The organism is Thermanaerothrix sp. (genome assembly GCF_056331585.1).
This window is the reverse complement of the sequence record NZ_JBWGPQ010000017.1, coordinates 22,696-45,547: the sequence shown is the minus strand read 5'-3', so window position 1 is coordinate 45,547 and position 22,852 is coordinate 22,696. Positions and strand designations below refer to the sequence as shown.

Annotated in this window: 24 protein-coding genes; 19 read left to right on the top strand and 5 right to left on the bottom strand. The window is 51.9% G+C overall.

Going from position 1 to position 22,852, the window contains the following annotated elements; translation table 11 throughout:
- Positions 1 to 5: 5 nt before the first annotated feature.
- Positions 6 to 1,124, bottom strand: a complete 1,119-nt coding sequence (gene tgt, locus AC01YT_RS07780; protein WP_476674270.1) for a tRNA guanosine(34) transglycosylase Tgt — start codon at positions 1,122 to 1,124, stop codon at positions 6 to 8.
- Positions 1,125 to 1,131: 7 nt separating this feature from the next.
- Positions 1,132 to 2,928 (bottom strand): SLC13 family permease, encoded by a 1,797-nt coding sequence (locus AC01YT_RS07775; protein WP_476674268.1) that lies wholly within the window; start codon positions 2,926 to 2,928, stop codon positions 1,132 to 1,134.
- A gap of 191 nt (positions 2,929 to 3,119) precedes the next feature.
- Here AC01YT_RS07775 and hrcA point away from each other — a divergent pair, with 191 nt between their 5' ends.
- The 5 genes from hrcA to prmA all read left to right on the top strand — a co-directional run bounded on the left by hrcA (position 3,120) and on the right by prmA (position 8,876).
- The gene (hrcA, locus tag AC01YT_RS07770) at positions 3,120 to 4,193 is read left to right on the top strand and encodes a heat-inducible transcriptional repressor HrcA (RefSeq protein ID WP_476674266.1); all 1,074 of its coding nucleotides are present in this window, start codon (positions 3,120 to 3,122) and stop codon (positions 4,191 to 4,193) included.
- Positions 4,186 to 4,851: a nucleotide exchange factor GrpE gene (locus AC01YT_RS07765; protein WP_476674264.1), complete on the top strand. Its 666-nt coding sequence runs from the start codon at positions 4,186 to 4,188 to the stop codon at positions 4,849 to 4,851. Before hrcA ends, AC01YT_RS07765 begins: the two co-directional genes overlap by 8 nt.
- A 13-nt stretch (positions 4,852 to 4,864) precedes the next feature.
- Complete coding sequence (gene dnaK, locus AC01YT_RS07760) at positions 4,865 to 6,757, top strand: molecular chaperone DnaK (protein ID WP_476674262.1); 1,893 nt, start codon at positions 4,865 to 4,867, stop codon at positions 6,755 to 6,757.
- 87 nt (positions 6,758 to 6,844) lie between these two features.
- On the top strand, positions 6,845 to 7,963 hold the full coding sequence (dnaJ, locus tag AC01YT_RS07755; RefSeq protein WP_476674260.1) for a molecular chaperone DnaJ: 1,119 nt from the start codon (positions 6,845 to 6,847) through the stop codon (positions 7,961 to 7,963).
- The gene (gene prmA / locus AC01YT_RS07750) at positions 7,956 to 8,876 is read left to right on the top strand and encodes a 50S ribosomal protein L11 methyltransferase (RefSeq protein WP_476674258.1); all 921 of its coding nucleotides are present in this window, start codon (positions 7,956 to 7,958) and stop codon (positions 8,874 to 8,876) included. The genes dnaJ and prmA overlap by 8 nt, the downstream gene beginning before the upstream one ends.
- Before the next feature lie 10 nt (positions 8,877 to 8,886).
- Here the strand turns inward: prmA and AC01YT_RS07745 are convergent, their stop codons facing one another.
- A complete protein-coding gene (locus tag AC01YT_RS07745; protein WP_476674256.1) occupies positions 8,887 to 10,230 on the bottom strand; it encodes a nicotinate phosphoribosyltransferase in 1,344 nt (447 codons plus the stop codon).
- A gap of 167 nt (positions 10,231 to 10,397) precedes the next feature.
- On the opposite strand from AC01YT_RS07745, the gene AC01YT_RS07740 reads away from it, so the two are divergent.
- Genes AC01YT_RS07740 through AC01YT_RS07725 form a run of 4 tightly spaced genes read left to right on the top strand, consistent with a single transcriptional unit; the run spans position 10,398 to position 12,602 of the window.
- Positions 10,398 to 10,631, top strand: coding sequence for a DUF2905 domain-containing protein (locus AC01YT_RS07740; RefSeq protein ID WP_476674254.1), 234 nt, complete (start codon positions 10,398 to 10,400; stop codon positions 10,629 to 10,631).
- Positions 10,632 to 10,658: 27 nt separating this feature from the next.
- A complete protein-coding gene (locus AC01YT_RS07735; RefSeq protein ID WP_424914358.1) occupies positions 10,659 to 11,213 on the top strand; it encodes a phosphoribosyltransferase family protein in 555 nt (184 codons plus the stop codon).
- A 27-nt stretch (positions 11,214 to 11,240) separates the two neighbouring features.
- The gene (galK, locus tag AC01YT_RS07730) at positions 11,241 to 12,377 is read left to right on the top strand and encodes a galactokinase (protein ID WP_476674252.1); all 1,137 of its coding nucleotides are present in this window, start codon (positions 11,241 to 11,243) and stop codon (positions 12,375 to 12,377) included.
- Positions 12,378 to 12,410: 33 nt separating this feature from the next.
- Positions 12,411 to 12,602 (top strand): ferredoxin, encoded by a 192-nt coding sequence (locus AC01YT_RS07725; protein ID WP_476674250.1) that lies wholly within the window; start codon positions 12,411 to 12,413, stop codon positions 12,600 to 12,602.
- Positions 12,603 to 12,617: 15 nt separating this feature from the next.
- Here the strand turns inward: AC01YT_RS07725 and AC01YT_RS07720 are convergent, their stop codons facing one another.
- Both AC01YT_RS07720 and AC01YT_RS07715 read right to left on the bottom strand, forming a co-directional pair.
- Positions 12,618 to 13,601, bottom strand: a complete 984-nt coding sequence (locus AC01YT_RS07720; protein ID WP_476674248.1) for a prephenate dehydrogenase — start codon at positions 13,599 to 13,601, stop codon at positions 12,618 to 12,620.
- Positions 13,598 to 14,254 carry a site-2 protease family protein gene (locus tag AC01YT_RS07715; RefSeq protein ID WP_476674246.1) on the bottom strand — a complete coding sequence of 219 codons (657 nt, stop codon included), beginning with the start codon at positions 14,252 to 14,254 and terminating at the stop codon, positions 13,598 to 13,600. Before AC01YT_RS07715 ends, AC01YT_RS07720 begins: the two co-directional genes overlap by 4 nt.
- 48 nt (positions 14,255 to 14,302) lie before the next feature.
- On the opposite strand from AC01YT_RS07715, the gene AC01YT_RS07710 reads away from it, so the two are divergent.
- The 10 genes from AC01YT_RS07710 to AC01YT_RS07665 are packed head-to-tail and all read left to right on the top strand — an operon-like array spanning position 14,303 to position 22,836.
- The gene (locus tag AC01YT_RS07710; protein ID WP_315624025.1) at positions 14,303 to 14,530 is read left to right on the top strand and encodes a DUF951 domain-containing protein; all 228 of its coding nucleotides are present in this window, start codon (positions 14,303 to 14,305) and stop codon (positions 14,528 to 14,530) included.
- Entirely contained in the window at positions 14,514 to 15,674 is a 1,161-nt protein-coding gene (locus AC01YT_RS07705; RefSeq protein WP_476674243.1) for an MGDG synthase family glycosyltransferase, read from the top strand. The genes AC01YT_RS07710 and AC01YT_RS07705 overlap by 17 nt, the downstream gene beginning before the upstream one ends.
- A gap of 8 nt (positions 15,675 to 15,682) precedes the next feature.
- Positions 15,683 to 16,195, top strand: coding sequence for a tRNA (adenosine(37)-N6)-threonylcarbamoyltransferase complex ATPase subunit type 1 TsaE (tsaE, locus tag AC01YT_RS07700; RefSeq protein WP_476674241.1), 513 nt, complete (start codon positions 15,683 to 15,685; stop codon positions 16,193 to 16,195).
- Positions 16,179 to 16,844, top strand: a complete 666-nt coding sequence (gene tsaB, locus AC01YT_RS07695) for a tRNA (adenosine(37)-N6)-threonylcarbamoyltransferase complex dimerization subunit type 1 TsaB (RefSeq protein ID WP_476674239.1) — start codon at positions 16,179 to 16,181, stop codon at positions 16,842 to 16,844. Before tsaE ends, tsaB begins: the two co-directional genes overlap by 17 nt.
- Positions 16,844 to 17,395 carry a ribosomal protein S18-alanine N-acetyltransferase gene (gene rimI / locus AC01YT_RS07690; protein WP_476674237.1) on the top strand — a complete coding sequence of 184 codons (552 nt, stop codon included), beginning with the start codon at positions 16,844 to 16,846 and terminating at the stop codon, positions 17,393 to 17,395. The genes tsaB and rimI overlap by 1 nt, the downstream gene beginning before the upstream one ends.
- Positions 17,392 to 18,048 (top strand): uracil-DNA glycosylase family protein, encoded by a 657-nt coding sequence (locus tag AC01YT_RS07685; protein WP_476674235.1) that lies wholly within the window; start codon positions 17,392 to 17,394, stop codon positions 18,046 to 18,048. The genes rimI and AC01YT_RS07685 overlap by 4 nt, the downstream gene beginning before the upstream one ends.
- Before the next feature lie 19 nt (positions 18,049 to 18,067).
- On the top strand, positions 18,068 to 19,390 hold the full coding sequence (locus AC01YT_RS07680) for a nucleotide sugar dehydrogenase (protein ID WP_476674233.1): 1,323 nt from the start codon (positions 18,068 to 18,070) through the stop codon (positions 19,388 to 19,390).
- Positions 19,387 to 20,364, top strand: a complete 978-nt coding sequence (locus AC01YT_RS07675; RefSeq protein ID WP_476674231.1) for a GDP-mannose 4,6-dehydratase — start codon at positions 19,387 to 19,389, stop codon at positions 20,362 to 20,364. Before AC01YT_RS07680 ends, AC01YT_RS07675 begins: the two co-directional genes overlap by 4 nt.
- Positions 20,361 to 21,728, top strand: a complete 1,368-nt coding sequence (locus AC01YT_RS07670; protein WP_476674229.1) for a lipopolysaccharide biosynthesis protein — start codon at positions 20,361 to 20,363, stop codon at positions 21,726 to 21,728. The genes AC01YT_RS07675 and AC01YT_RS07670 overlap by 4 nt, the downstream gene beginning before the upstream one ends.
- A complete protein-coding gene (locus AC01YT_RS07665; RefSeq protein ID WP_476674227.1) occupies positions 21,709 to 22,836 on the top strand; it encodes a glycosyltransferase in 1,128 nt (375 codons plus the stop codon). Before AC01YT_RS07670 ends, AC01YT_RS07665 begins: the two co-directional genes overlap by 20 nt.
- Positions 22,837 to 22,852 lie beyond the last annotated feature (16 nt).

The window sequence follows — 22,852 nt, the reverse complement described above, 5'->3', positions numbered from 1 at the left end:
ATACCTCAAACGTTGGATTGATTTTGTAAAGCAAAAAATGCTGCGGCGAATTGGTCAAATGTTCCGGTCAAGATAGCTTCACGGGCTTCGTTTACCAACTGGATCAGGGTGGAAATATTGTGGATTGAAAGCAACGTGGCGGCTAACATTTCGCGCGCCACAATAAGATGGCGGATATAGGCGCGTGAGAAATTGCGGCAAGTGTAGCAGGAACATTGAGGATCAATGGGGGAGGGATCTCGAGCATAAACAGCGTTCATCATGTTTAACCGTCCGTTGCGAGTCATGGCAGCATGATGGCGGGCGAGGCGGGTGGGCAGGACACAATCGAACACATCTACCCCACGTAAGATGCCGTTGACAATATCCTGTGGTGTGCCTACTCCCATCAGGTAGCGTGGTTTATCCTCGGGGAGGATGCCGTCCACCAGTTCGAGGACAGCATGCATCTCACCCTTGGTTTCGCCGACCGAGAGCCCACCAATGGCATAACCGGGAAAATCCAGGCTTACCAAAAACTGCGCTGATTTCTCACGTAAATCCAGGAAAACGCCGCCCTGGACAATCCCGAAGAGCGCCTGGTCGGTGCGAGTATGGGCTTCTAGGCAACGGACCGCCCAGCGGTGTGTTCGTTCGAGAGCGCGCTCGTTATAGGCACGATCATAGGGCGGTGCACATTCGTCAAAAGCCATGATAATATCGGCCCCAAGTTTCTCTTGAACCTCAATGACCAGTTCGGGAGTCAGGCGATGGCGTGAACCATCAATGTGGCTGCGAAAATTGACCCCATCATCATCTACCTGGCGGGTTTCACTTAAAGAAAAGACCTGAAACCCTCCCGAATCGGTCAGGATGGGATGAGACCAATGCATAAACCGGTGCAGACCACCCAACTCGGCGATTAATTCAGCACCGGGGCGGAGATAAAGGTGATAGGTGTTTGAGAGCACTAGGGATACCCCAAGTTCCTCTAATTGAGCCGGGGTGACGGCTTTGACGGTGGCCTGGGTGCCAACCGGCGCAAAGATAGGGGTCGGAATTGTCCCATGTGGGGTATGAATTATTCCGGCGCGGGCGCGCCCCTGACGGGCGGTAACCTCAAAGGCGAAGGATTTTGGACTCATGCTGAAGTTATACTCCCCAGAAGAGTTTCAATCCCACCAGAATGGTAATAATTGTAAGGATGGTCAACGGTGTTCCTACCTTCACAAAGTCTTTTAGAGTATAACCACCTGAACTCATGACCATAATGTTGACCGGATGACCAAATGGGGTTGGGAAGGCTAATGAACAACCCAAGGCTACAGCCATCATTAGGCCGCGGGCGTCCAAGCCGGTTTGGGTGGCGGAAGAAAGGGCGAGCGGTGCCAAAACCAACGCGGCCACTTGTCCTCCCAATAATTGGGTAAAACCAAGGGCGAGCAGAATGAGGGTGAGCACAATAAGCGTGGAGGAACCTTGACCAACCAGATCAATCATTTTCAGGGCTATAAAGTCAGATAGCCCAGAGGTGCGAATAGCAATGCTGAGCGGCCACATCCCGGCTATGACGAAGATGGCCTTCCATTCAATATTGCGATATGCGTCATCCATGCTGAGACAACGGGTAAGCAACAGCAGGACAGCGCCCGCCAGAACCACTTCTGCTACCGGCAGAATACCTAGAGCCGCAATGCTCAAAGTTAAAAGGGTGATCCAAAAGGCCAAGGGGTATTTATGGGGTATAAGCACTGCGTCCGGATCTTCTTCAAGTAAGATTAGGTCCGAATCTTCACGCAGCATACGGATGCGGGCGGCCGAGCCCTGCACGAGCAGGGCATCACCAACTTGCAGGGGAATATTACCTAAATCGGCATGTAGAGGGTGACCCTCACGCCAGATGCTGATGACGTTTAAGTTATATTTCTCGCGGAAGTGGGTGGATTTTAGGGTGCGTCCAATCAGTGTCGAATGCGGACTGATCACAACTTCTGCCAGTCGCACACTCTCGCTGATTAACATAGAAGCAGGGGTAGGGGAAGAGGCAAGGTTCAGCCCTAGCATTTCTAAAGTGGCAGGATCACAATGCCCCTTGACCAAGAGATGGTCGCCGGGGGAGAGGATGTACGATTTGGGTGGGGCGGGCTTTAAGGCGCCATTGGATAAGACACCCACAATAATCAGCCCAAGGCGGTTGGCAAAATCGCTCTCGGCAATCGAGTGATGCGCGAGGGGGGAATGAGGCAGGATTTCTAGGGTTTCAAGGTGATCATGCAGATGATAAAGGTTAGCGAGTTCTGCGCTCAGTTGGATGATGGTGCGTGATGCTAACCCTGGGCTTTCACGGGGTAGCCAATGGCGACCTACGAAAGTAATATATAGACTGCCAATCACAACGATGGGTACACCGACTGGGAGAAAGTCGAGCAGACCAAAGGGCTGCAGACCGGCCTCGCGTAGAGCACCGCTGGCAATGATGTTCGACGTGGTCAACAGCGTGGCCATTCCTCCCAAAATGGTGCCGTATGCCAGCGGCATAAGCAGTTTTGATGGGGGGGTATTGGATTGACGGGCCACACTCATCACCGCAGGAAGCAGCACACCAACCGCCGCGATGTTATTCATAAAGAGAGAAAGTGCAGCAGACACCAGGGTTACGGTAAGTACGAGACCTGCTTCAGACCGGTGCCCTAGGCGTCGCATACAATGCCCCAGGCGCAAGGTGACGCCAGTTTGCTGTAACCCAGTGGAAATGATCGAAATCCCTAAAATGGTGATGACGGCAGAAGAACTGAAGCCGGAAAAAACATCGCGTGGCGCAACCGTTCCACTTAATCCCAAAACAACCATGATCAGTAGGGCAATTAGGTCAGGACGCAGACGTCCGGAGATCAGGAGCCCCCCGGCAATCAGTGTTATTCCCAAAACAAATAGGGAAGTTGTGGTCATGGGTCAGGCAGGATTATAGCCTAAAAGGCGGTAGAAATGGCAGCAAGACGATTAAAGGTTTGGCGAAATATTAGCATTTTGTAAGAATCTTGCATTCGACTTGACGTTTTTCCTTTAAGCATGGTATGATGAAATTCGAAATGTTTTTAGCACTCTCACTTCGAGAGTGCTAATTATAGGTGAACAAAGCGATGAATGACCTTACCGAACGTCAGAAGTTTATTCTGACCTTAGTAATTCACGAATATATTCGCACCGCAACGCCGGTGGCCTCTCAGCATTTGGTGGCACGCTATAAACTGGATATGTCATCGGCCACGGTGCGTAATGAGTTGGCCGTACTTACCGAGCGGGGCTATCTACGTCAACCTCATACTTCGGCAGGGCGCGTGCCCACTGAAAAGGGTTACCGCTATTTTGTGAGCCGCTTGATACAGGCTACCGAGTTGCCCGACTCGACCCGGCGCATGATTAGTCATCAATTCTACCAAATGCGCTACGATGTGGAGCAGTGGATGCGTTTGGCGGCCTCGATCTTGGCGCATCAATCGCGGGCTGCTTCATTAGTGACCGCACCGCATCCCGAGAAAGCACGTCTAAAGCATCTGGAACTGATTGCCACCCGTGGCCGCCAGGTGTTGATGGTGCTGGTCATGGTGGGTGGTGAAATTCATCAACGTATTTTGATTCTAAGCGAACCGGTGGGGCAAGATCAACTCTCCCAAGCCGCTCACCATATTACGACTCTTTATCAAGGGAAAGATGCGGAGCAAATCCGCGCTCTGCGTTCGTCGGTCGAGGGTTTAGAGGCAGATGTGTTAGAGTGGGTTTTGGAGGAAATGGAGCAAGTAGATTCGGTAGTGGCGGGGGAGGTGTATCTGGACGGTCTTACCAATGTGCTCTCCGAACCCGAATTTACTGCCTCGGATGAAGCCCGTCGAGCGCTCAAGTTGTTGGAGGAACCCACCCTACTTCAAGACCTTTTGGCTCGCACCGTTTTGACCCACACACCGGGTGGGATTCAAGTGCTTATCGGTGGTGAAGGAACCTGGGAAGAGTTACGGCAGTGTTCCATCGTGTTAGGCAGTTACGGCGCACCTGGGGTGGCCGTGGGCACGCTGGGGGTCTTAGGCCCGATGCGGATGTCCTACGGCCGGGCGATATCCGTGGTGCGTTTTATGTCCAACTTACTGAGCGATTTGGTAACCGAAACATTGATGGATGATTCGGCGATAAAACCGGAGGGCGAGGTGAGCCATGAATAAAGATGAGCGTGAGTCCAAAGCAATCCCAATCAGCGCAGAAGAAACACAGGCTGCTGCTGAACCTCAAGCCGTGTCCTCAGATGCCACGGCTTCTATGCCGGCAGAAACGACTGAGGAGACGGCTTCAGCCATTGAACAATTTCAGGAAGGAACAACCGAAGCGACCAGTGAACCAATGACCACCATTCCATTAAGCGAATACGAAGCCTTGAAACAGGAGCTTGAACGCGCTCAACAGTCAGAGAAAGCCTATTTTGAGGGCTGGCAGCGCGAACGAGCGGATTTCATCAATTACAAGAAGCGCATTGAGCGCGAGCAGAGCCAACTGGCTGAGACCATTGCGGCGAATATTCTTAAAAAGTATCTGGTCATTGTGGATGATCTAGAACGAGCGCTTAAGAATCGCCCGACAAACGTTGATCCACAGTGGCTGGAGGGCATCGAATTGATTTACAAAAAGTTGATGGCCATTTTAGAGGCCGAAGGGGTCAAGCGCATTCCTGCAGAAGAGGCAATGTTTGACCCGAATTTACATGAAGCCATTTCGCACGACGAAAGCCCCGAGCACGAAAGTGGCCAGATCATTGAAGTGGTTCAACAAGGATATACCATCGGCGATCGCGTGCTCCGACCGGCGCTGGTGAGAGTTGCACGCTAGGAGGAATTTTGACATGGGTAAAATCGTAGGCATTGACCTCGGCACGACCAATTCTGTGGTGGCGGTGATGATCGGCGGGGAGCCGGTCGTTATCCCTTCGGCGGAGGGAGAACGTCTGGTTCCTTCGGTGGTAGCCGTCAATAAAAACCATGAACGCCTGGTGGGACGTGCAGCACGCAACCAGGCTATTGTGAACCCGGAAAACACCATTTTCTCGATCAAGCGCTTGATGGGGCGTAAATTTGACGACCCCGAAGTGCAACGCACAATCAGCCGCGTACCATACAAGGTCACGAAAGCCCCTAATGGTGATGCGCGCGTCGTCCTGGATGGACGGGAGTATTCTCCACCTGAAATTTCGGCCATGATCCTGGCCAAACTTAAGGCTGATGCCGAGGCTTACCTGGGTGAACCCGTAACCCAGGCGGTGATCACCGTGCCGGCCTATTTCAATGATGCCCAGCGCAATGCGACCAAAGATGCTGGTAAGATCGCCGGTTTGGAGGTCTTGCGCATTATCAACGAACCGACTGCATCATCCCTGGCTTATGGTTTGGATAAAAAGAAAAATGAGGTCATTGCTGTCTATGATCTGGGCGGTGGTACCTTTGATATCTCGATCCTCGATGTTGGTGAGGGCGTGTTTCAGGTTAAATCCACCAGCGGGGATACCTTCTTGGGAGGAGATGATTTTGATCAACGCCTGATGGATTATCTCATTGAGGAATTCAGGAAAGAAACCGGGGTTGATCTACGGCAAGATCGCCAGGCTTTACAACGCCTCAAAGAAGCGGCTGAGAAAGCAAAGATTGAACTCTCCACTATGTTACAAACCGAGATCAATTTGCCCTACATTACGGCCGATGCCACCGGACCTAAACATTTGGTTAAGACCATCACCCGTGCAAAATTGGAGCAATTAACCGCTGACTTGATAGAACGGACGATTGAACCGGTCAAGCGGGCATTAAGTGATGCTGGTCTTCAACCCTCGGATGTGAATGAGGTAGTGTTGGTAGGGGGGATGACCCGTATGCCGGCGGTGCAGGAAGCTGTACGTCGCCTTTTTGGTAAAGAACCCCATAAAGGTGTCAATCCCGATGAAGTGGTCGCGATTGGTGCGGCTATTCAGGCGGCAGTGCTCGGGGGTGAGGTGCGTGATGTTGTGTTGGTGGATGTAACCCCGCTGACGCTCTCGGTGGAGACGTTGGGCGGAGTGGCGACTCCAATTGTGGAGCGCAACTCAGCCATTCCCACCAGCAAGAGTCAGATCTTCACCACGGCTACGGATAACCAAACCCAGGTTGAGATTCACGTGGTTCAAGGCGAACGTCCCATGGCGGCTGATAACAAATCCCTGGGGCGGTTCATCCTGGATGGCATTCCACCAGCTCCGCGGGGCGTACCCCAAATCGAAGTGCGTTTTGATATTGATGCCAATGGTATTCTGACCGTTACGGCTCGGGATAAGGCGACAGGACGCAGTCAGCATATTACTATTCAGGCCTCATCGGGGCTGACGGAAGAGGAAATTGAGCGCATGCGCAAAGAGGCTGAAGCCAACGCAGAGGCTGACCGACGTCGCAAGGAACTGGCTGAGGTGCGTAACCAGGCTGATAACATGATCTATGCAGCCGAGAAGTTGCTCCGGGAACACAGTGGGCGCATTTCGGATGCGGATAAGCAGCAAGTCGAGAAAGCGGTGAATCAGCTGCGTGAAATGATGCAGGGCCAAGATATTTCGGCCATCCGCCAGGCCAATGATGCGCTTAGTCAGGTTGTCCAGCGGGTTGGCGGTGCCATGTATCAATCAGCGCAGGAGACGGCAGCAGGTGGCGCCCCAACCTCTCCCTCATCGGCAAATGATGGCGAAGTTGTTGATGGGGAGTTCAAGGAAAAAGAGTAACCTTTATCGCAGATGTCGTGCGATGTGGATAAAATCCTCCGCTTTACTCGAAGCCGGGATTTTTTATGCAGGCGAGAATAAGAAACCATGACACCACGTGACTATTACGAGGTATTAGGGGTAAGCCGCGACGCAACTCTGGATGAAATTAAGGCTGCGTTTCGCAGTCTGGCGCGGAAATACCATCCAGATGTCAATAAGTCGCCGGACGCGGAAAATATCTTTAAGGAAATCAACGAAGCATACAGCGTGCTCTCAGATCCCGAAAAACGAGCGGCGTATGACCGTTACGGTCATGCTGGGGTAAGTGGAATGGGCGGAATGCCCGATTTCACTACCATTGATTTTGCCGATCTCTTTGAGGAATTCTTCGGGTTTGGCATGGGTGGGAGTACGCGACGCCAGCGCCGTACTCCTCGTCGTGGCGCCGATTTGCATACCACCCTATGGCTTGAGTTTGAGGAAGCTATTTTCGGTACCGAGAAAGAAATCGAAATTACCCGCGATGAGACGTGTAGCGCGTGTCATGGAAGCGGTGCGGAGCCGGGTACCTCACCCTCGCGATGCCCGACTTGTGGGGGACGTGGGGAAGTGCGCCAAACTCGCCAGACCTTTTTAGGGTCACTGGTGCAGGTCATCACCTGCCCAACTTGCAACGGCAGTGGTGAGGTCATTCAAACGCCTTGTCATCAGTGCCGTGGACGCGGTCTGGAGCGGCGCACAGTGCGCAAGACGGTGCGCATTCCTGCGGGTGTAGATAACGGCACCCAGATTCGACTGGCAGGTGAAGGACAACCAGGAGTCTACGGTGGTCCTAATGGTAACCTGTATATTGAGATTCGCGTTAAAGAGCACAAATATTTCCGGCGCAAGGATGATGACATCTTGCTCGATCTTAATATCAACATTCCCCAGGCTGTGTTGGGGGCCGAAATTGAGGTACCAACCGTAGATGGAAAAGCCAAACTGACCATTCCACCGGGGACTCAACCTGGTAAAATCTTCCGTCTCAAAGGTAAAGGTGTGCCCCACTTGCGCGGGAATGGTCGGGGCGACCAGTTGGTGATCGTCAACGTGGAAATTCCCGCCCGTCTGACCGCAGAGCAGCGGGAGTTATTTGAGAAATTGGCCAAAACCATGGGTACAGAACCCCGCCCGCAGGAGAAGTCTTTCCTTGATTTGCTCAAGGAGGTTCTAGGTGGCTGAGCCACGCTGGTTGGAGGTTTCCTTAACGGTAGATGAGGAACTGGCTGAAGCGGTTGCTGAGGTGCTGGCGCGTTTCACAACGCAGGGCGGGGTAGCCATGGAGCAAGCGGTTACCTATGATGTTTATGAGGTCGAAGGCCAACCGGTGGGGCCAATAAGAGTATTCGGGTATCTGGTGGTTGATGCTCACCTTGAAGAAGCACGTCAGCGTTTGGAAGAAGCCCTCTGGCATCTCGGTCAGATCCAACCACTGCCATCCCCAACCTATCGTTGGGTTGAGGATCAGGACTGGATGGAAGCCTGGAAGCAACACTATCATCCCTTGCCAATTGGAGAACGATTGCTTGTGGCACCGCCATGGGCAGAGTTTGATCCACAGGGGCGGGTAGTGGTGCGTATTGATCCCAGCATGGCATTCGGTACTGGCACCCATCCCAGCACCCAATTATCGCTGGAACTCTTAGAACACTACTTACAGCCCGGTCAAGAGGTGATTGATGTTGGATGTGGTTCTGGCATTCTAGCCATCGCAGCAATTAAATTAAGGGCAACCCGAGCATTAGCCGTAGATATTGATCGGGCTGCGGTGCGTGCTACCGAGGAAAATGCGCATCTCAATGGGGTGGCGCCCCAGATTGAAGTGGGTTTAGGATCGGTACGCGAGATCTTGCAGGGGCGTTTTAGTCTGCGTCGTGCTCCCATAGTCTTAGCAAACATTTTGGCACCGGTGATCAAAGCGCTTTTTGAAGATGGTCTAGCGGATTTGGTAACGCCAGGTGGGGTGTTAATTCTCTCAGGGTTGCTTCAAGAGCAAGCCGCGGAGATTGAACATGTGGCAATGACAAAAAAATTAACCCCACTGGAACAACGTACCAGTGGGGATTGGGTGGGTTTGGCGCTTCGCAAGGCTTAGGAAAGGCGCCTCACCAGACTCGTTCTAAATCGGGGTTATCCAATGGACGACGTCCTACTTTGGCCATGTCTATCCATTGCCCGTGCACTTTGACCCGCACCACATCTGCGGTAAAGTCGGTCACAGTCGGGCCATGGTTATCGAAAAGGGCTGAGCCGACGGCATAAATATCCACCGGGACATGGAGTTTTTCAAAGCGGCTGATTTTTTCAGGGTTGAAGCCTCCGGAAACCACGATTTTCACCCGTTGGCAGTATTTTCGGGCTTCATCGCGCCATTTGGTCGGAATATCCCAGGTTTCCCATTGAGTATCTAGGGCCTGACGGACGTTAAACACTAGCCTTGGAGTAACCCCTAAATCCAGGCTGGGATCACCAAGTGGAGGCACGCTGCGATCTCGTAGATTACCACCGGTATCCAAACGCACGCCATACAAGATGTAGCGGCGTGCTTCTTCCTCGTTTCCTTCCTCGAGGAAACGGTAGTAACGTTCAAACATGGCCCGGCAGACTGCCAGGGAGTCGGTGACACAATCGTTATTGAAATCCACCAGCGCAATGCGCGGAATGTTCACCGGCAACACCTGGGCGAAAGCAAGCATGGCTTCTGCGGTATCCCCAAGGAACGAAGCGATAGCTGCATGGGCCACTGTACCACCCCCGGATCCTCCCCACCAATCGCCCTGAGCGTCAGTAGAGACAAAGGGACCCAAAGTGCTACCATAATCCATGTTATAACGCTGAACTGCGATTTGGTAAGCGTAGCCATCGGCAGCCTGAACTTCGTGCAGATCGAAGCGCGCCGGGAAGAACAGCACCGGCTTTCCGCGGGCAGCAATTAATGTTTCATAGACATTTGTCGCAATCCGACTGGCGCGGGTCAAGATACCCAGCGTAGGGGTTTCCAAGATGGCAAAATCACGGTAACGTCCACGCACTCGCATCACGGGCTGGGCATTCATCGGGTCGCCGTTTCCATGGACCACGGCCCCATCGTGAACTGCCCAAACCTCGAGTTGGTCAGCCGTGTTGACGAATTGGTCCCCATCCCAATATCCAGTGCAATGACGGAGCATGGTTAGGGCTTTATCCACACCCACAACGATGGTGCGCCCAGGGCGACGGGTGAACCATTGCATTTCAACCTCGATATCACCGCACTTCACTCCTTCAGGGCTGATTCCTTCAGGAAGGCGATGCGCTTTTCCCTGGTAGGTATAGCCCATTTCGGATAGGCGGGTGAGCATGTAAGCGATATTGACAAAGTATTTATCCGTGTACCAACCACGGCGCATGCGTTCAACATCAAGCTTAAACGTGGCATTGGTCAAGCGTTGTCCATCGAATATGCTCATGGTTGTTCCCTTTAGACAATAGCGTTTCCGTAAGTGTAAGATTTACACGAAAGGATTATAAGCAGGGTTATAAGACGGGTCAAGTTGAATAGAAGGCAAAGGAAAATCATTTTTGTCAGGGTATTAGTAAATTTGCGGTAAAATACTCCCCGTGAGGAGATGAGCCAATGCAGGGCTTAGAAATTATAGGCCGTTTTTTGGTGCTTGCGGGCGTGGTTCTGATCATCGTTGGGGGCATTGTGTGGGGGTTGGCTAAGATTCCCTCGTTGTCAAATTTGCCAGGGACGATCAAAATCGAAACCTCTGGTTTTACCTGCATCTTCCCCTTGCTGGCCTCGGTGGTTATCAGTCTGGTCTTGACCGTAGTTCTGAATATCATTGTTCGTCTTCTCAACCGTTAACATTGAAGATAAGGAGAGATGTACGTCATGTCCAAATCGCGTCCCGTCTATACCGTTGAACTGGCCGGTCTTAAACGCGACCTGCCGCTTTTTGAGGTCAAACCTGGTTTAAGGATCGCAATCCTCAATATCCTAGGAGATACGGCGTTGGTGCAGGCCAGTGCCAAAGCACTGAGTGAGCGCCTTATAGGGTATGATTTTGATGTAATTGTCACCGCCGAGTCCAAAAGTATCCCCTTAGCCCATGCGCTTTCGCTGGAGTTGGATAAGCCTTACATTGTTCTGCGAAAGGCATATAAATTTTATATGGGTGAGGCGTTGCACTCAGAGACGGTTTCAATCACAACGGGTGTTCCTCAGACCCTCTATTTGGACGAAAAAGATCGCGCCATGCTGAAGGGAAAAAAGGTGTTGTTGTTGGATGATGTTGTCAGCACCGGATCAACCCTGGAAGGTATGCGCAACTTAATGGCGCAAGCGGAGGCCATTGTGGCTGTTGAGGCTGCGATTTGCACAGAGGGCGATCAAGAGCGCTGGAAGGGGATCGTGGCGCTTCATCATCTGCCCCTGTTTGTGGACTAATTCAAACCCGATCATCTCCGAGGGGTTATGGAACGCTTTGTTTCTACGGCGCCAGGGCGGGTTAACTTACTGGGTGAGCACGTGGATTATAACCAAGGCATTGTCTTGCCGGCGGCAGTCAATCGGTACGTGAAGATCCACGCCCGGCGCCTAAATGAACCACGGGCTATCTTGCAAGCCATGGATTTATCACAGCAGGTGGAATTTTCGCTTTCCTTAGAGGCCTTAGAAGCGCGAGAAGATCTGTATGGGAACCCGTTGCCATCTTGGGCACTTTACCCGGCGGGGGTCGCATGGGAACTATTAAAGGCAGGGTATCCGGTAGCAGGAATTGAGGCCTCATATACTTCGGATGTACCGGTTGGCGCAGGGCTTTCCTCCTCGGCAGCGGTTGAGGTGGCTTTTGCAACTTTATGGAACGCCATCGGAATGTGGGCGATCCGTTCCATGGATCTGGCTCGCCTTTGTCAACAAGCGGAAAATGATTACGTGGGCGTTAATTGTGGGTTGATGGATCAATTTGCCTCAGTTCATGGAATTGCCGGCCATGCCTTATGCTTTGATGTGCGTGATTTGAGGTATGAGGCAGTGCCTCTGCCGGCGGATGTGATGTTGGTGATTGCGGATTCAGGGGTGCGACGTTCGTTGGCGACCTCGGCGTATAACGAACGTCGTGCGGCTTGCGAAGAGGCGGTTGAACGACTCAAGCCTCATCTGCCCGGGATTCAAGCGTTACGCGACGTCAGCGTGGGCGATTTTATGCGGCTCGCTCATCTTTTGCCGGAAATGGTGCGCCGCCGTGCCCAGCATGTGGTGGAGGAAATTGCGCGGGTTGAAGCGGCGGTGAAGGCGCTAAAGCAAGGTGATGTGGCACTGTTGGGGAAGTATATGCAAGAAGGACACCGTTCGTTGCGCGATCTCTATGAAGTTAGTACACCGGAATTGGATTTTTTAGTAGAGTTTGCACTTAACCAACCGGGATGTTGGGGGGCGCGCTTGACCGGGGCTGGCTTTGGAGGCTGTACGGTTAATTTGGTGCAGCGAGAGTGGGTTGAGTCATTCGTTCGCAATCTAAAAGAGGCTTATCAACATGAAACTGGACGCGTGGCTGAAGTCTATGTCTGCCAGGCAAGCGATGGGGCCAGTGCGTATCGTATTGAATAAACCGTGTGAATCTCTCTATTAAATTGGGTACACATGATCGTCGCTGTGGATGCAAACCGGTGTATTCGCTGCGGATTTTGTGAGACAATTGCCCCTGAGGTGTTTAGTCTGGATGGCGCTCCGCATGCCCAAATCATCCTCGAACCTATCCCATGGTATCTCCAAGACCTGGTTTGTCAGGCAGCAGAAGAATGCCCTGAGCACGCCATTCGGGTTGAAGGATAAAAATCCCCGGAGAAACTACTCTTTTTTGGTCGGTTTCCCGCCCAACCCAAACAAACGGGCGAAAAATTGCCCGCTACTTGGAATCTCGGGAGGTGGTGTGGCCTCCCAATCCCCTTTTTGACGCTGTTGCCACCAAATGGTACGGGCTTGGATTGCTTCCTTGAGGAAAGCCGCCAGACTTTCTCGGTCTTCGGTCTCCAAGTAATCTCGCATCTCCTGCAGAGTGGCGATGTAATTGTCCAACAGGCGTAATAAATTCTCGCGGTTGAGCAAGATGGATTCACCCAGGTGAGTGTGATCATCAAGATGGGTGATGGGCTCTGTGGCTTCGACAAAAGCCTGGCCGGCCAATTTGCGCGCCTCACGCCAACCTGGCTGACGGGTGATCGCAGTGAGCAAGGCGACGGCACTGAGCTGAGGTAGACCGTGAACGGCCGCCATTAATCCATCGGCCTCATAGGGATCAGCAAAATAGGGCTGCCCTCCTAGAAGAACGGCGAGATCACTGGCCAACTTAAGCGCGTCGCTATGGGTGTGAGGAGGGCTAGTGATAACGAAAACCCCGCCTTTGAATAGGTCGGGGCGTGGTGTCTCGCTTCCTGGAACCAGTGGGTAGAGACATTCAGGGTTAAGGCTTGGTGAGAAGGAAACGAGATAACGCTCAGCCGGAAGTAAATCTTTGGCCCATCGTGTGACCAGAGTTTTCAACGGTGAGGTATCTAGAATAACGGCACCGGGTTTAAGGTTGGGGGCAATCGTGGTCAGTGTTTCCCGCACCTCGTCCATTGGCACTGCAAGGATCACAATGTCGGCATCCGCAGTTGCAGTATGCAGGTTGTGAATGGCTTCGTCCAGGGCGCCCATCTTGAGGGCTTTTTGCTCAATTTGAGGATCAGCATCGTTACCAATGCGTACAATCTGGTGCGCATTATCTTTGAGCGCTAACCCAATGGAAAGGCCGATACGGCCTAGGCCGACTATTGTCATTCGAATGGTCATAGTGATCCTCCCAAAAGGAGCGAAAGCAAATTGGATAAAGCAGGGTAAAGGATAAATCCGAGAATATCAATGCCTAGGGTGGGAAGAACAAACACCACTAACATAAGCAAAAGCGGTCCCATGGGACGGATGGTTTCTAAAACCCGTGCAATAGATGGTGGTGCAAAATATTCCAGGATTTTATCTCCATCCAGTGGCGCGATGGGAATGAGATTGAATAAGCACAAGACCAGATTGATCCAGATAAAACCGATCAAAAACTCACCTGGTGATGGTAGCCATCCGCGGCTCAATGACCAAGGGGAATAGGGGATTAATCCAAACCGAAGGGGAATTGCAGCAAGGATGGCTAGCATTAGGTTTGAGAGGGGACCTGCAAGGGAAACCCACATCAGGGCGCTAGAAGAGCGACGATTCAGGATATAGGGATTGACGGGCACGGGTTTTGCCCAGCCAAACCCGGCCAGAAGGAGAGCCAAGGATCCCAATGGGTCGAGGTGAACCAGGGGATTCAGAGATAGCCGCCCGTATTGGCGGGGAGTATTATCGCCAAAACGGGTCGCCGTCCAGGCGTGGGCAAACTCGTGTACCGTGAAGGCCACAATCAGAGTAATGATGCGGGTGATCAGAGTAGACGGATCCAGATTTAGCATTGTGAGTCCTAATTAGTAACCGGTAGGGTTAGCCGTAGGGATTATAACATGGGTGGTATAATCCGATTGATGTTGACGGAATTGCAACTTGGAGACATTGTGCGGTTGCGGAAACCCCATCCTTGCGGAAACTACGTGTGGCGTGTTGTGCGCTTGGGCGCGGATATTGGATTAGAGTGTTTGAAGTGCGGTCGCCGTGTGCTGATGCCACGGCGCGAACTGGCTCGCCGATTAAAAGCCATTTTACCCCGGGAGAATTATGAATCGCACACCTGATCGCCCTCATGTTCTTTTCCTTTTCTCAGATACCGGCGGGGGACATCGGAGTGCAGCCGAAGCCATCATTGAAGCATTAAGTCTGGAGTTTGGTGATCAGGTAACGGTAGAGATGGTGGATATCTTTCGCGATTATGCCCCCCCACCGTTTGATTTGGCACCTGAGGCCTATCCAGTACTCTCACGCGTGCCTGAAGTATGGCATTGGGGATATCGCTTGAGTGATGGTCGGCGGCGCACCCGTTTCGTCTTTAACGCCATATGGCCCTATGTACGACGATCGGCTGAGCGATTGTTAATTGACCATCCATGTGATCTGATTGTCTCCGTCCACCCCCTTTTCAATGATCCGATTTCTCGTGCGGCACGAAAGTTTGGGCGGCCTTATATAACGGTGGTTACCGATTTGGTTTCAACGCATACAGCATGGTATTGCGGCTCATCTGATTTGATCATTGTGCCTACTCTAGCGGCGCGAGAACGAGGCATTGCTGCTGGTGTGCCGGAGGAACGCTTAAAGGTGATCGGATTGCCAGTGGCAGAACGTTTCAACCACGCCTCCGAGACCCCTGAGGAGATTCGCGCCCGCTTGGGGTGGCCACAGGAGTTGCCATTAATTCTACTGGTAGGGGGTGGGGAGGGCATGGGACCTTTAGAGGCGGTTGCGATAGCGATTAATGAGGCCAATCTGCAGGCTGGCTTGATTGTCGTTTGTGGCCGAAACCAGGCCCTTCGGCAGAGATTAGAACAAGTAGCCTGGAAGTCCCCAACGTTCATTTATGGCTTTGTGCGCGAGATGCATAATTTTATGCGGGCGGTAGATATTTTGATTACCAAAGCAGGACCGGGCACAATTAGCGAGGCGTTTATCGTGGGGTTGCCGATCATCCTATATAGCCGTATGCCTGGACAGGAAGATGGTAATGTGGAGTATGTGATTCAAGAGCAGGCAGGGGTGTGGGCACCAGAGCCGGAGCAAGTTGTTTTGACACTCAATACTTGGCTCCAGCAACCCGAAGAACTCCAAAGAGTAGCCCTTAACTCCCACCGTCTGGCTCGTCCCTATGCGTCTCGCGAAATTGCGCGTGTGCTTATGAACTGGGCGCGGCGTTCTTTTGAAGAACGGATGCGAACGCAGGTATAATTTGAAATATGCCCATTCTAGATGCGCACACGCTAGAATTATTTAGTCGTAGTCCAGACCAAACCCGCCGTCTAGGGATGCGTTTAGGGGCTCTAATGCGCCCTGGTGATGTGGTTTGCTTGCAAGGGGATTTGGGGGCAGGTAAGACGACTTTGGTGCAAGGGATCGCGCGTGGGTGGGGGTCACTCGACGTCGTCTCAAGCCCCACGTTTGTTTTAGTCAATGTGTACCGCCGCCCTGAGGGGCATTCTCTTTTTCATCTGGATGCTTACCGATTAAGCACCTATGAGGAAGCCGTTGACTTGGATATTGATAACTTGATCCAAGAGGGGGCATTGGTGATTGAGTGGCCGGAGCGAATTGTCCCAATTCTTCCCTCTGAACGGTTGTGGATTAATCTGACCTGGGTCTCAGAAGAACAGCGTGGCCTGCTTTTTACGCCAGTGGGGACACGCTATCGGCATCTGGTGCAGCATTTGCGGCGGCAGGTATTAGGAGTTGTGCATGCTGTTGGCCGTTGATACCAGCACCCAATGGTTGGGCATTGCCATTTATGATGGACATATGGTGATGGCCGAGCACGCCTGGTTGAGCCGAGGCCACCATACGATTGAATTGGCACCTGCCATTGAATGGGTGCTAGCGCGCACTCAGGTTTCTATCAAGCAACTAAAGGCACTGGGAGTTGCGTTAGGACCCGGCTCTTTTACCAGTTTGCGCATTGGTTTGGCGGTGGTGAAAGGTTTAGCGTTGGCCGAGAAGTTGCCTGTGATCGGGATCCCCACCCTAGATATTCTTGCCTATGGCCAACCGCCGGATGAGCGCCGCTTAGTGGCGGTTTTACAGGCAGGGCGGGGACGGTTAGCGGTTGGAGATTACCGCTTTCGAGAGGGAAGATGGTGGGCGGAGAACCATCCGCGTGTCCTGACAATGGACGGTTTGATCGAAACTTTGCATGAACCGGTGATTGTATGCGGTGAGTTGACAGCCCAAGAACGTCAACGCCTATCCCGTCAACCTGGCGTTGCATTGGTTTCACCGGCTCATTCCATGCGTCATCCGGCGTTCCTGGCCGAATTGGCCTGGCAACGGTGGAAAAAAGGCGAGGTGGATGATATTAATAGTTTGGCGCCACTTTATCTTCACCAGGCGGAAGGGATCCCCTCATAATGAAAATGGCGACATCTAAGGTTTGGATTCGACGCATGAGGGTGGAAGACGTTCCGCACGTGCATGAGATTGACGTGGCGTCTTTTACATTACCTTGGCCGGAAAGTTCATACCGGTTTGAGATCGAAGCCAACCCGTCTGCACATTTATGGGTGGCTGAAAAGCAGAATGACCAAGGTCAATTTGAGATTGTGGGCATGATCGCGGTGTGGCTGATCATTGATGAAGCCCACATTGCCACGTTTGCCGTTCATCCTGCCCATCGAAGATTTGGCATTGGACAACGTCTTTTGGCACAGGCGCTACTTGAGATGCATCGTATGGGAGCTCAGCGCTATACCCTGGAAGTGAGGCGCTCAAACCTTGCGGCACAATCTCTATATCGCAAGTTCGGTTTTGAGGTCATATCGGTGCGTCCCGGGTATTATCGTGATAATCATGAAGACGCTTTGATCATGAATCTCGATCATGTTGATGTTGCACAAATTGAGCGCCTTTTGCATGAAGAAGATGAAACGGGTAGTCTATCTATGCGAGGAGGTCAGCCTTGAATCCAGAGTCTGTTCTTCGACAGATTGCATCTGAAGTTTCGGTTTGCACCAAGTGTATTTTGCACTATTCCCGCAAACATGCGGTGCCGGGTGAAGGGCGTCCTGATGCCGAAATTATGATGATTGGTGAAGGGCCGGGCTTTTATGAAAATGAGCAAGGGCGACCGTTTGTAGGGCCGGCAGGAAAGTTCCTGGATGAGTTGCTCCAACGGGCGGGATTGAAACGAGAGGATGTGTTTATCACGAATGTGGTCAAATGCCGACCACCGGGCAATCGCGATCCGCAGCCGGAAGAACTGGCAGCCTGCGATGTTTATCTAGAACGTCAATTACAGGCCATTAATCCCCGAATTATTGTCACTTTGGGGCGGTTTTCAATGGCCAAGTTCTTACCTAATGCGAAGATCAGCGAGGTTCATGGTAAAGCCCTATGGGTCAACGGTCGTTTGATCATTCCAATGTATCATCCGGCGGCTGCATTACATCAACCTTCTTTGAAAGCGACGGTGATTGAGGACTTTGGGCGTTTACCGGCATACTTAGAGATGGCACGACAGGGTCCGCCTCAACCGTCTCAGCCTGAAGAGATAACATCATTGCCAGAATCTCAAACGGGTCAGGACGAGCAACCAACGCAACTTAGCCTATTTTGAAAGAGGAAAGGTCTATTTTATGGAACGCGATTATCGGGGTGAATTGATTGAGAAATTAACCGCTCGTCAGGCAAAAGTGGCTGTCGTCGGTATGGGGTATGTGGGTCTCCCTCTGGCGGTGGTTTTTGCCGAAGCCGGTTTTGATGTGACCGGTATTGATCCCATAACCTCCAAAATGGAGGCATTAAACCGAGGGGAAAGTTACATTTTAGACGTTCCCTCTGAGCAGGTGCGTACCTTGGTGGATCAAGGGCGTCTACGGGGCACAACGGATTATGCAGTGCTGCGTGAGATTGATGCGGTTTCCATTTGTGTGCCAACACCATTGCGCAAAACAGGAGACCCTGATCTCTCATATATTGTCAGTGCGGCAGAGAGCCTGGCGCCTTATCTGCACCCGGGCATGGTGATTGTCCTGGAGTCCAGTACGTATCCGGGAACAACGCGCGAGTTGGTGCTTCCGATATTAACGGAGAAAAGCGGTTTAGAGGTGGGAAGAGATTTCTTCCTGGCGTTCTCGCCTGAACGGGTAGATCCGGGACGCAAGGATTGGACGACCTATAACACTCCCAAAGTTATCGGTGGGATTACTGCGGCTTGCTGTGAGGTCTCGACGGCGTGGTATCAGCAGGCGATCCAAACGGTTGTGCCGGTGTCTTCGACTGAGGTCGCTGAGATGACCAAGTTGCTTGAAAACACCTTTCGAATGATCAATATTGGCCTGGTAAATGAATTGGCCATCATGTGTGATCGTCTTAAGATTGATGTGTGGGAAGTGATTGAAGCTGCAGCGACCAAACCCTTTGGTTTTATGAAATTTACCCCGGGGCCAGGTTTAGGAGGACATTGTATTCCCATTGACCCACTCTACCTTTCCTGGAAGTTGCGATCGGTCAAATATACGGCTCGGTTTATTGATCTGGCCTCAGAAATCAACACCAACATGCCGCGCTTTGTGGTGGGTAAAATACAGGATGCGCTTAACCAGCACGGCAAGCCGGTAAAGGGGAGCACGATTCTGGTCTTGGGAGCTGCCTATAAGGCCGATATTGACGATTTGCGTGAATCACCCGCTTTAGACGTAATCCATCTCTTGCGTGAGAAAGGTGCGCAAGTCTCTTATCACGACCCTTACATTCCGGTAATCCAGCATGAGGAAATCAACCTGGAATCGGTGCCGGACTTGATGATGGCCGTCCGTGAAGCGGACTGCGTAGTCATTATCACCAACCATAGTCGTTATGACTATCCTGCCATCCTTGAGGCGGCGCAGTTGATTGTGGATACGCGTAACGCATTGGGAAAATTAGGACGGAATCATCCTAAGGTGGTTCGTTTATGAAGCGGTATTTGTTAACCGGAGCGGCTGGCTTCATTGGGGCTAGAGTAGGGGAACTGTTGCTTGAAACAGGAGTGGAGGTTGTCGGGATAGATAACCTTAACGATGCCTACGATGTACGCTTAAAGAACTGGAGATTAGAACGGTTAAAGAAAAGCACCAACTTTCATTTCTTACACTTGGATATACGTGACCGCGAAGGGCTAGACGAGGTGTTTACACGTTTCGCCCCCTTTGAGGCGGTGATTAACCTGGCTGCCCGAGCGGGTGTACCCTACAGTGTAAGCGATCCATGGGTTTATTTTGAAACCAATGTCACTGGAACACTGAACTTGCTCGAGTCAAGTCGCCGTTTTGGGGTAGTGAAATTTGTGCTTGCCTCAACATCCAGTTTATATGGGGTGATGAATCCCATGCCTTTTCGTGAGGATGCGGATACCAGTCATCCCCTCTCGCCGTATGCCGCCAGCAAGAAGGCAGCGGAAACACTTTGTTACACTTATCACCATCTCTATGGCTTGGATGTGACGGTTTTCCGCTATTTTACGGTTTATGGACCAGCAGGTCGCCCGGATATGAGCCTGTTTCGCTTTTGCCAATGGATTGCAGAGGGGCGTCCTCTGCATTTATATGGCGATGGTAGTTTCTCGCGCGATTTTACCTATGTGGATGATATTGCTTATGGTACTCTTTTGGGTTTGAAGCCCATAGGTTATGAGGTCATCAACCTGGGCAGTGATCAACCCCATACCATGCGGGAAGCCATCACGATTCTAGAAAAGGTTCTCGGGAAACCGGCACAGATCGAATATCACCCTCCCCAGGCGGTGGATATGCCGGCAACCTGGGCCGATATTACCAAGGCGCGCAACCTGTTGGGTTGGGAGCCCAAAATTTCATTGGAAGAAGGCCTGAACCGTTTGGTTCAATGGTACCTGGCCGAACGGTCATGGGCCAGCCAAATCCAAACGGTATGAAACGTTTTGCCTACGTGTGGGCGAGTTGGAAAGAAGACCGCTTGCTGCGGCAGGTGGTCCGTAATACCGGTTATCTTTTTAGTGCAAACACTCTTAGCTTGGGATTGAGCCTTTATCAGGGTTTATTAGCCGCTTACTTACTCGGGCCGCAATCTTATGGGGTACTGGGGTTGGTGATCACCTTTGCGTCCAATATGAATCGTTTGCTGTCTTTTCGTATGGGTGAACCGGTTATCAAATACGTCAATCAGTACTTGGCTCAGGAACGCAAAGACCTGGCCGCGGGGATAGTAAAGTTAGCCGCGTTGACAGAAGGGGCCAGTTCAATTCTGGCTTTTTTGTTGCTGGTCTTGCTTTCGCCCCTCGCCATACGATGGTTTATCAAAGATCCCATTGCCCAACCCTGGATTCCGTTATATGGATTGGCGCTGTTGGGCAATCTCTTTACCGAGACTTCGACGGCACTTCTACAAATTGGGGGACGCTTTCGTGTTCAGGCGATTATCACATTAGTGCAAAACATGACCACTGCAGTCGGGATTACACTGGCGTTTATGATGAGATGGGGGGTGTTTGAGGTTATGCTGGCTTACTTAGCCGGCAAGATGGTTTTTGGTCTGGCCATGATGGTTATGGGGTGGCAATCTGCGGCCAGGATCCTTGGGCCGGTGTGGTGGCGGGCCCCCATGCAGCGTGTACCTGAAAAAGCGGCTCTTGGGCGTTTTGCCCTGAGCACAAACTTAAGTGGCACGGTGAACATGCTCATTCGGGATAATGAAGTATTGTGGGCGGGCCTTTTTTTGAGCAGTCTGGAAGCAGGATATTATAAATTTGCCCTGGCGTTGATGAATGTGCTCATGTTGCCCATCCTTCCGTTCATCCAAACCACTTACCCTGAGATTACGCGCTCAGTCACTCAGCGGACGTGGAAAACCCTGCGCACCCTATTACGACGCACCAGTTTGATTGCATTGGGCTGGACCACAGCCGTTGGGGTGGGGCTCGTTTTGGTGGGGCCGTGGTTCTTATCCTGGTTTAAGGATGGTGCCTACTTGCCAGCTTTTCCCCTGATCCTAGCGCTCCTAATTGGTTATGGCTTTGCGAATGTTTTTTATTGGAATCGTCCATTATTGTTAGCATTAGGTAAGCCAAATGATCCATTGATGATAACTCTGGTAGTTGGAATATTGAAAACTCTACTTATGTTTGTTTTGGTAAAACGCTATGGAGTTCTCTCGCTTGCCTTGCTTTTAAGCAGTTATTTCATCCTTTCGGTGAGTATGATAATCTGGCGCGGAATACGCGATCTCTCCCAATTGGAACGAGACCATGGTGAGGTGGTGAATGCGCATCGCCTGCTTTAGCACGTCTCAGGTCCCCTCGAGCACGGCTAATAGCATTCAGGTGATGAAAATGTGCCAGGCATTAGTACAAACTGGTCATGTGGTTAAATTATGGATACCCGGCGAAAGTTCCACTCCCTGGTCCCAACTGGCGGCACATTACGGTTTGAATCATTCTTTTGAGGTGGAGTGGATACCAAGCCGACCATGGCTCAAACGCTATGATTTTGTATATCGTGCATGGAAGCGGGCACAGGGTTGGAAAGCGGATATCGTTTATACCTGGTTGCCTCAAATCGGATTTATGGCGTTACGAGCGGGACTCCCTTTGGTTCTAGAACTTCACGACCGCCCCAGCGGACGAATCGGTCCACAACTTTTGCGGTGGGTGGTTAATCGTAATGGAGAAAAACGCTTTGCGATCATCACCCAAGCACTTTGTCGCGTTCTACGGGAGGAATTTGGGCTTAACTTCCGGGAAGACCAGGTTGTGATTGCTCCCAACGGGGTTGATCTAGAACGTTATCAGGGACTGCCTGATCCGTCGGAAGCCCGGCAGAGGCTGGGGTTGAAGGAACAGTTCACCGCAGTTTACAGCGGGCACTTTTATCCCGGGCGTGGAATGGGGCTCTTAATGGCGGTGTCGCGCAACCTCCCCCAAATTCAATTCTTGTGGGTGGGTGGACGCGATGAGGCAGTGACCTATTGGCGCAATGAAGTACGCCGACAGGGCTTAACCAATGTGATTTTAACGGGTTTTGTCGAAAATCGGGTTTTACCCCTTTATCAGGCCGCTGGCGAGGTGCTGCTGATGCCTTATGAGCGCGCAGTGGCTGGTAGCAGTGGGGGTAACTCTGCCGATATTTGCAGTCCGATGAAAATGTTTGAGTATCTAGCTTGTGGACGGGCCATACTCACAAGCGATTTGCCAGTTTTGCATGAGGTGTTGAATGATGGGAATGCACGTTTCTGCCCGCCGGAGGATGTGGAAGCCTGGACGAGAGCCCTGGATGATCTCTTTCGTCACCCGAATGTATGCGGGGTGTTAGGTCAACAGGCGCGCGTGGATGCCGAACGTTATACTTGGGTCGCGCGGGCGCATCGCATTCTGGCGAATTGGGCGTTATGACCCGAACCGCGGCATG

Coding starts and splice junctions, on each gene's coding strand:
- hrcA (WP_476674266.1), top strand. CDS start 3,120: ATGAATGACCTTACCGAACGTCAGAAGTTTATTCTGACCTTAGTAATT.
- AC01YT_RS07670 (WP_476674229.1), top strand. CDS start 20,361: ATGAAACGTTTTGCCTACGTGTGGGCGAGTTGGAAAGAAGACCGCTTG.
- AC01YT_RS07765 (WP_476674264.1), top strand. CDS start 4,186: ATGAATAAAGATGAGCGTGAGTCCAAAGCAATCCCAATCAGCGCAGAA.
- AC01YT_RS07745 (WP_476674256.1), bottom strand. CDS start 10,230: ATGAGCATATTCGATGGACAACGCTTGACCAATGCCACGTTTAAGCTT.
- AC01YT_RS07675 (WP_476674231.1), top strand. CDS start 19,387: ATGAAGCGGTATTTGTTAACCGGAGCGGCTGGCTTCATTGGGGCTAGA.
- AC01YT_RS07725 (WP_476674250.1), top strand. CDS start 12,411: ATGATCGTCGCTGTGGATGCAAACCGGTGTATTCGCTGCGGATTTTGT.
- AC01YT_RS07715 (WP_476674246.1), bottom strand. CDS start 14,254: ATGCTAAATCTGGATCCGTCTACTCTGATCACCCGCATCATTACTCTG.
- tgt (WP_476674270.1), bottom strand. CDS start 1,124: ATGAGTCCAAAATCCTTCGCCTTTGAGGTTACCGCCCGTCAGGGGCGC.
- galK (WP_476674252.1), top strand. CDS start 11,241: ATGGAACGCTTTGTTTCTACGGCGCCAGGGCGGGTTAACTTACTGGGT.
- AC01YT_RS07740 (WP_476674254.1), top strand. CDS start 10,398: ATGCAGGGCTTAGAAATTATAGGCCGTTTTTTGGTGCTTGCGGGCGTG.
- dnaJ (WP_476674260.1), top strand. CDS start 6,845: ATGACACCACGTGACTATTACGAGGTATTAGGGGTAAGCCGCGACGCA.
- tsaB (WP_476674239.1), top strand. CDS start 16,179: ATGCTGTTGGCCGTTGATACCAGCACCCAATGGTTGGGCATTGCCATT.
- AC01YT_RS07705 (WP_476674243.1), top strand. CDS start 14,514: ATGAATCGCACACCTGATCGCCCTCATGTTCTTTTCCTTTTCTCAGAT.
- AC01YT_RS07720 (WP_476674248.1), bottom strand. CDS start 13,601: ATGACCATTCGAATGACAATAGTCGGCCTAGGCCGTATCGGCCTTTCC.
- tsaE (WP_476674241.1), top strand. CDS start 15,683: ATGCCCATTCTAGATGCGCACACGCTAGAATTATTTAGTCGTAGTCCA.
- rimI (WP_476674237.1), top strand. CDS start 16,844: ATGAAAATGGCGACATCTAAGGTTTGGATTCGACGCATGAGGGTGGAA.
- AC01YT_RS07665 (WP_476674227.1), top strand. CDS start 21,709: ATGCGCATCGCCTGCTTTAGCACGTCTCAGGTCCCCTCGAGCACGGCT.
- AC01YT_RS07710 (WP_315624025.1), top strand. CDS start 14,303: ATGGGTGGTATAATCCGATTGATGTTGACGGAATTGCAACTTGGAGAC.
- AC01YT_RS07680 (WP_476674233.1), top strand. CDS start 18,068: ATGGAACGCGATTATCGGGGTGAATTGATTGAGAAATTAACCGCTCGT.
- AC01YT_RS07775 (WP_476674268.1), bottom strand. CDS start 2,928: ATGACCACAACTTCCCTATTTGTTTTGGGAATAACACTGATTGCCGGG.
- AC01YT_RS07735 (WP_424914358.1), top strand. CDS start 10,659: ATGTCCAAATCGCGTCCCGTCTATACCGTTGAACTGGCCGGTCTTAAA.
- dnaK (WP_476674262.1), top strand. CDS start 4,865: ATGGGTAAAATCGTAGGCATTGACCTCGGCACGACCAATTCTGTGGTG.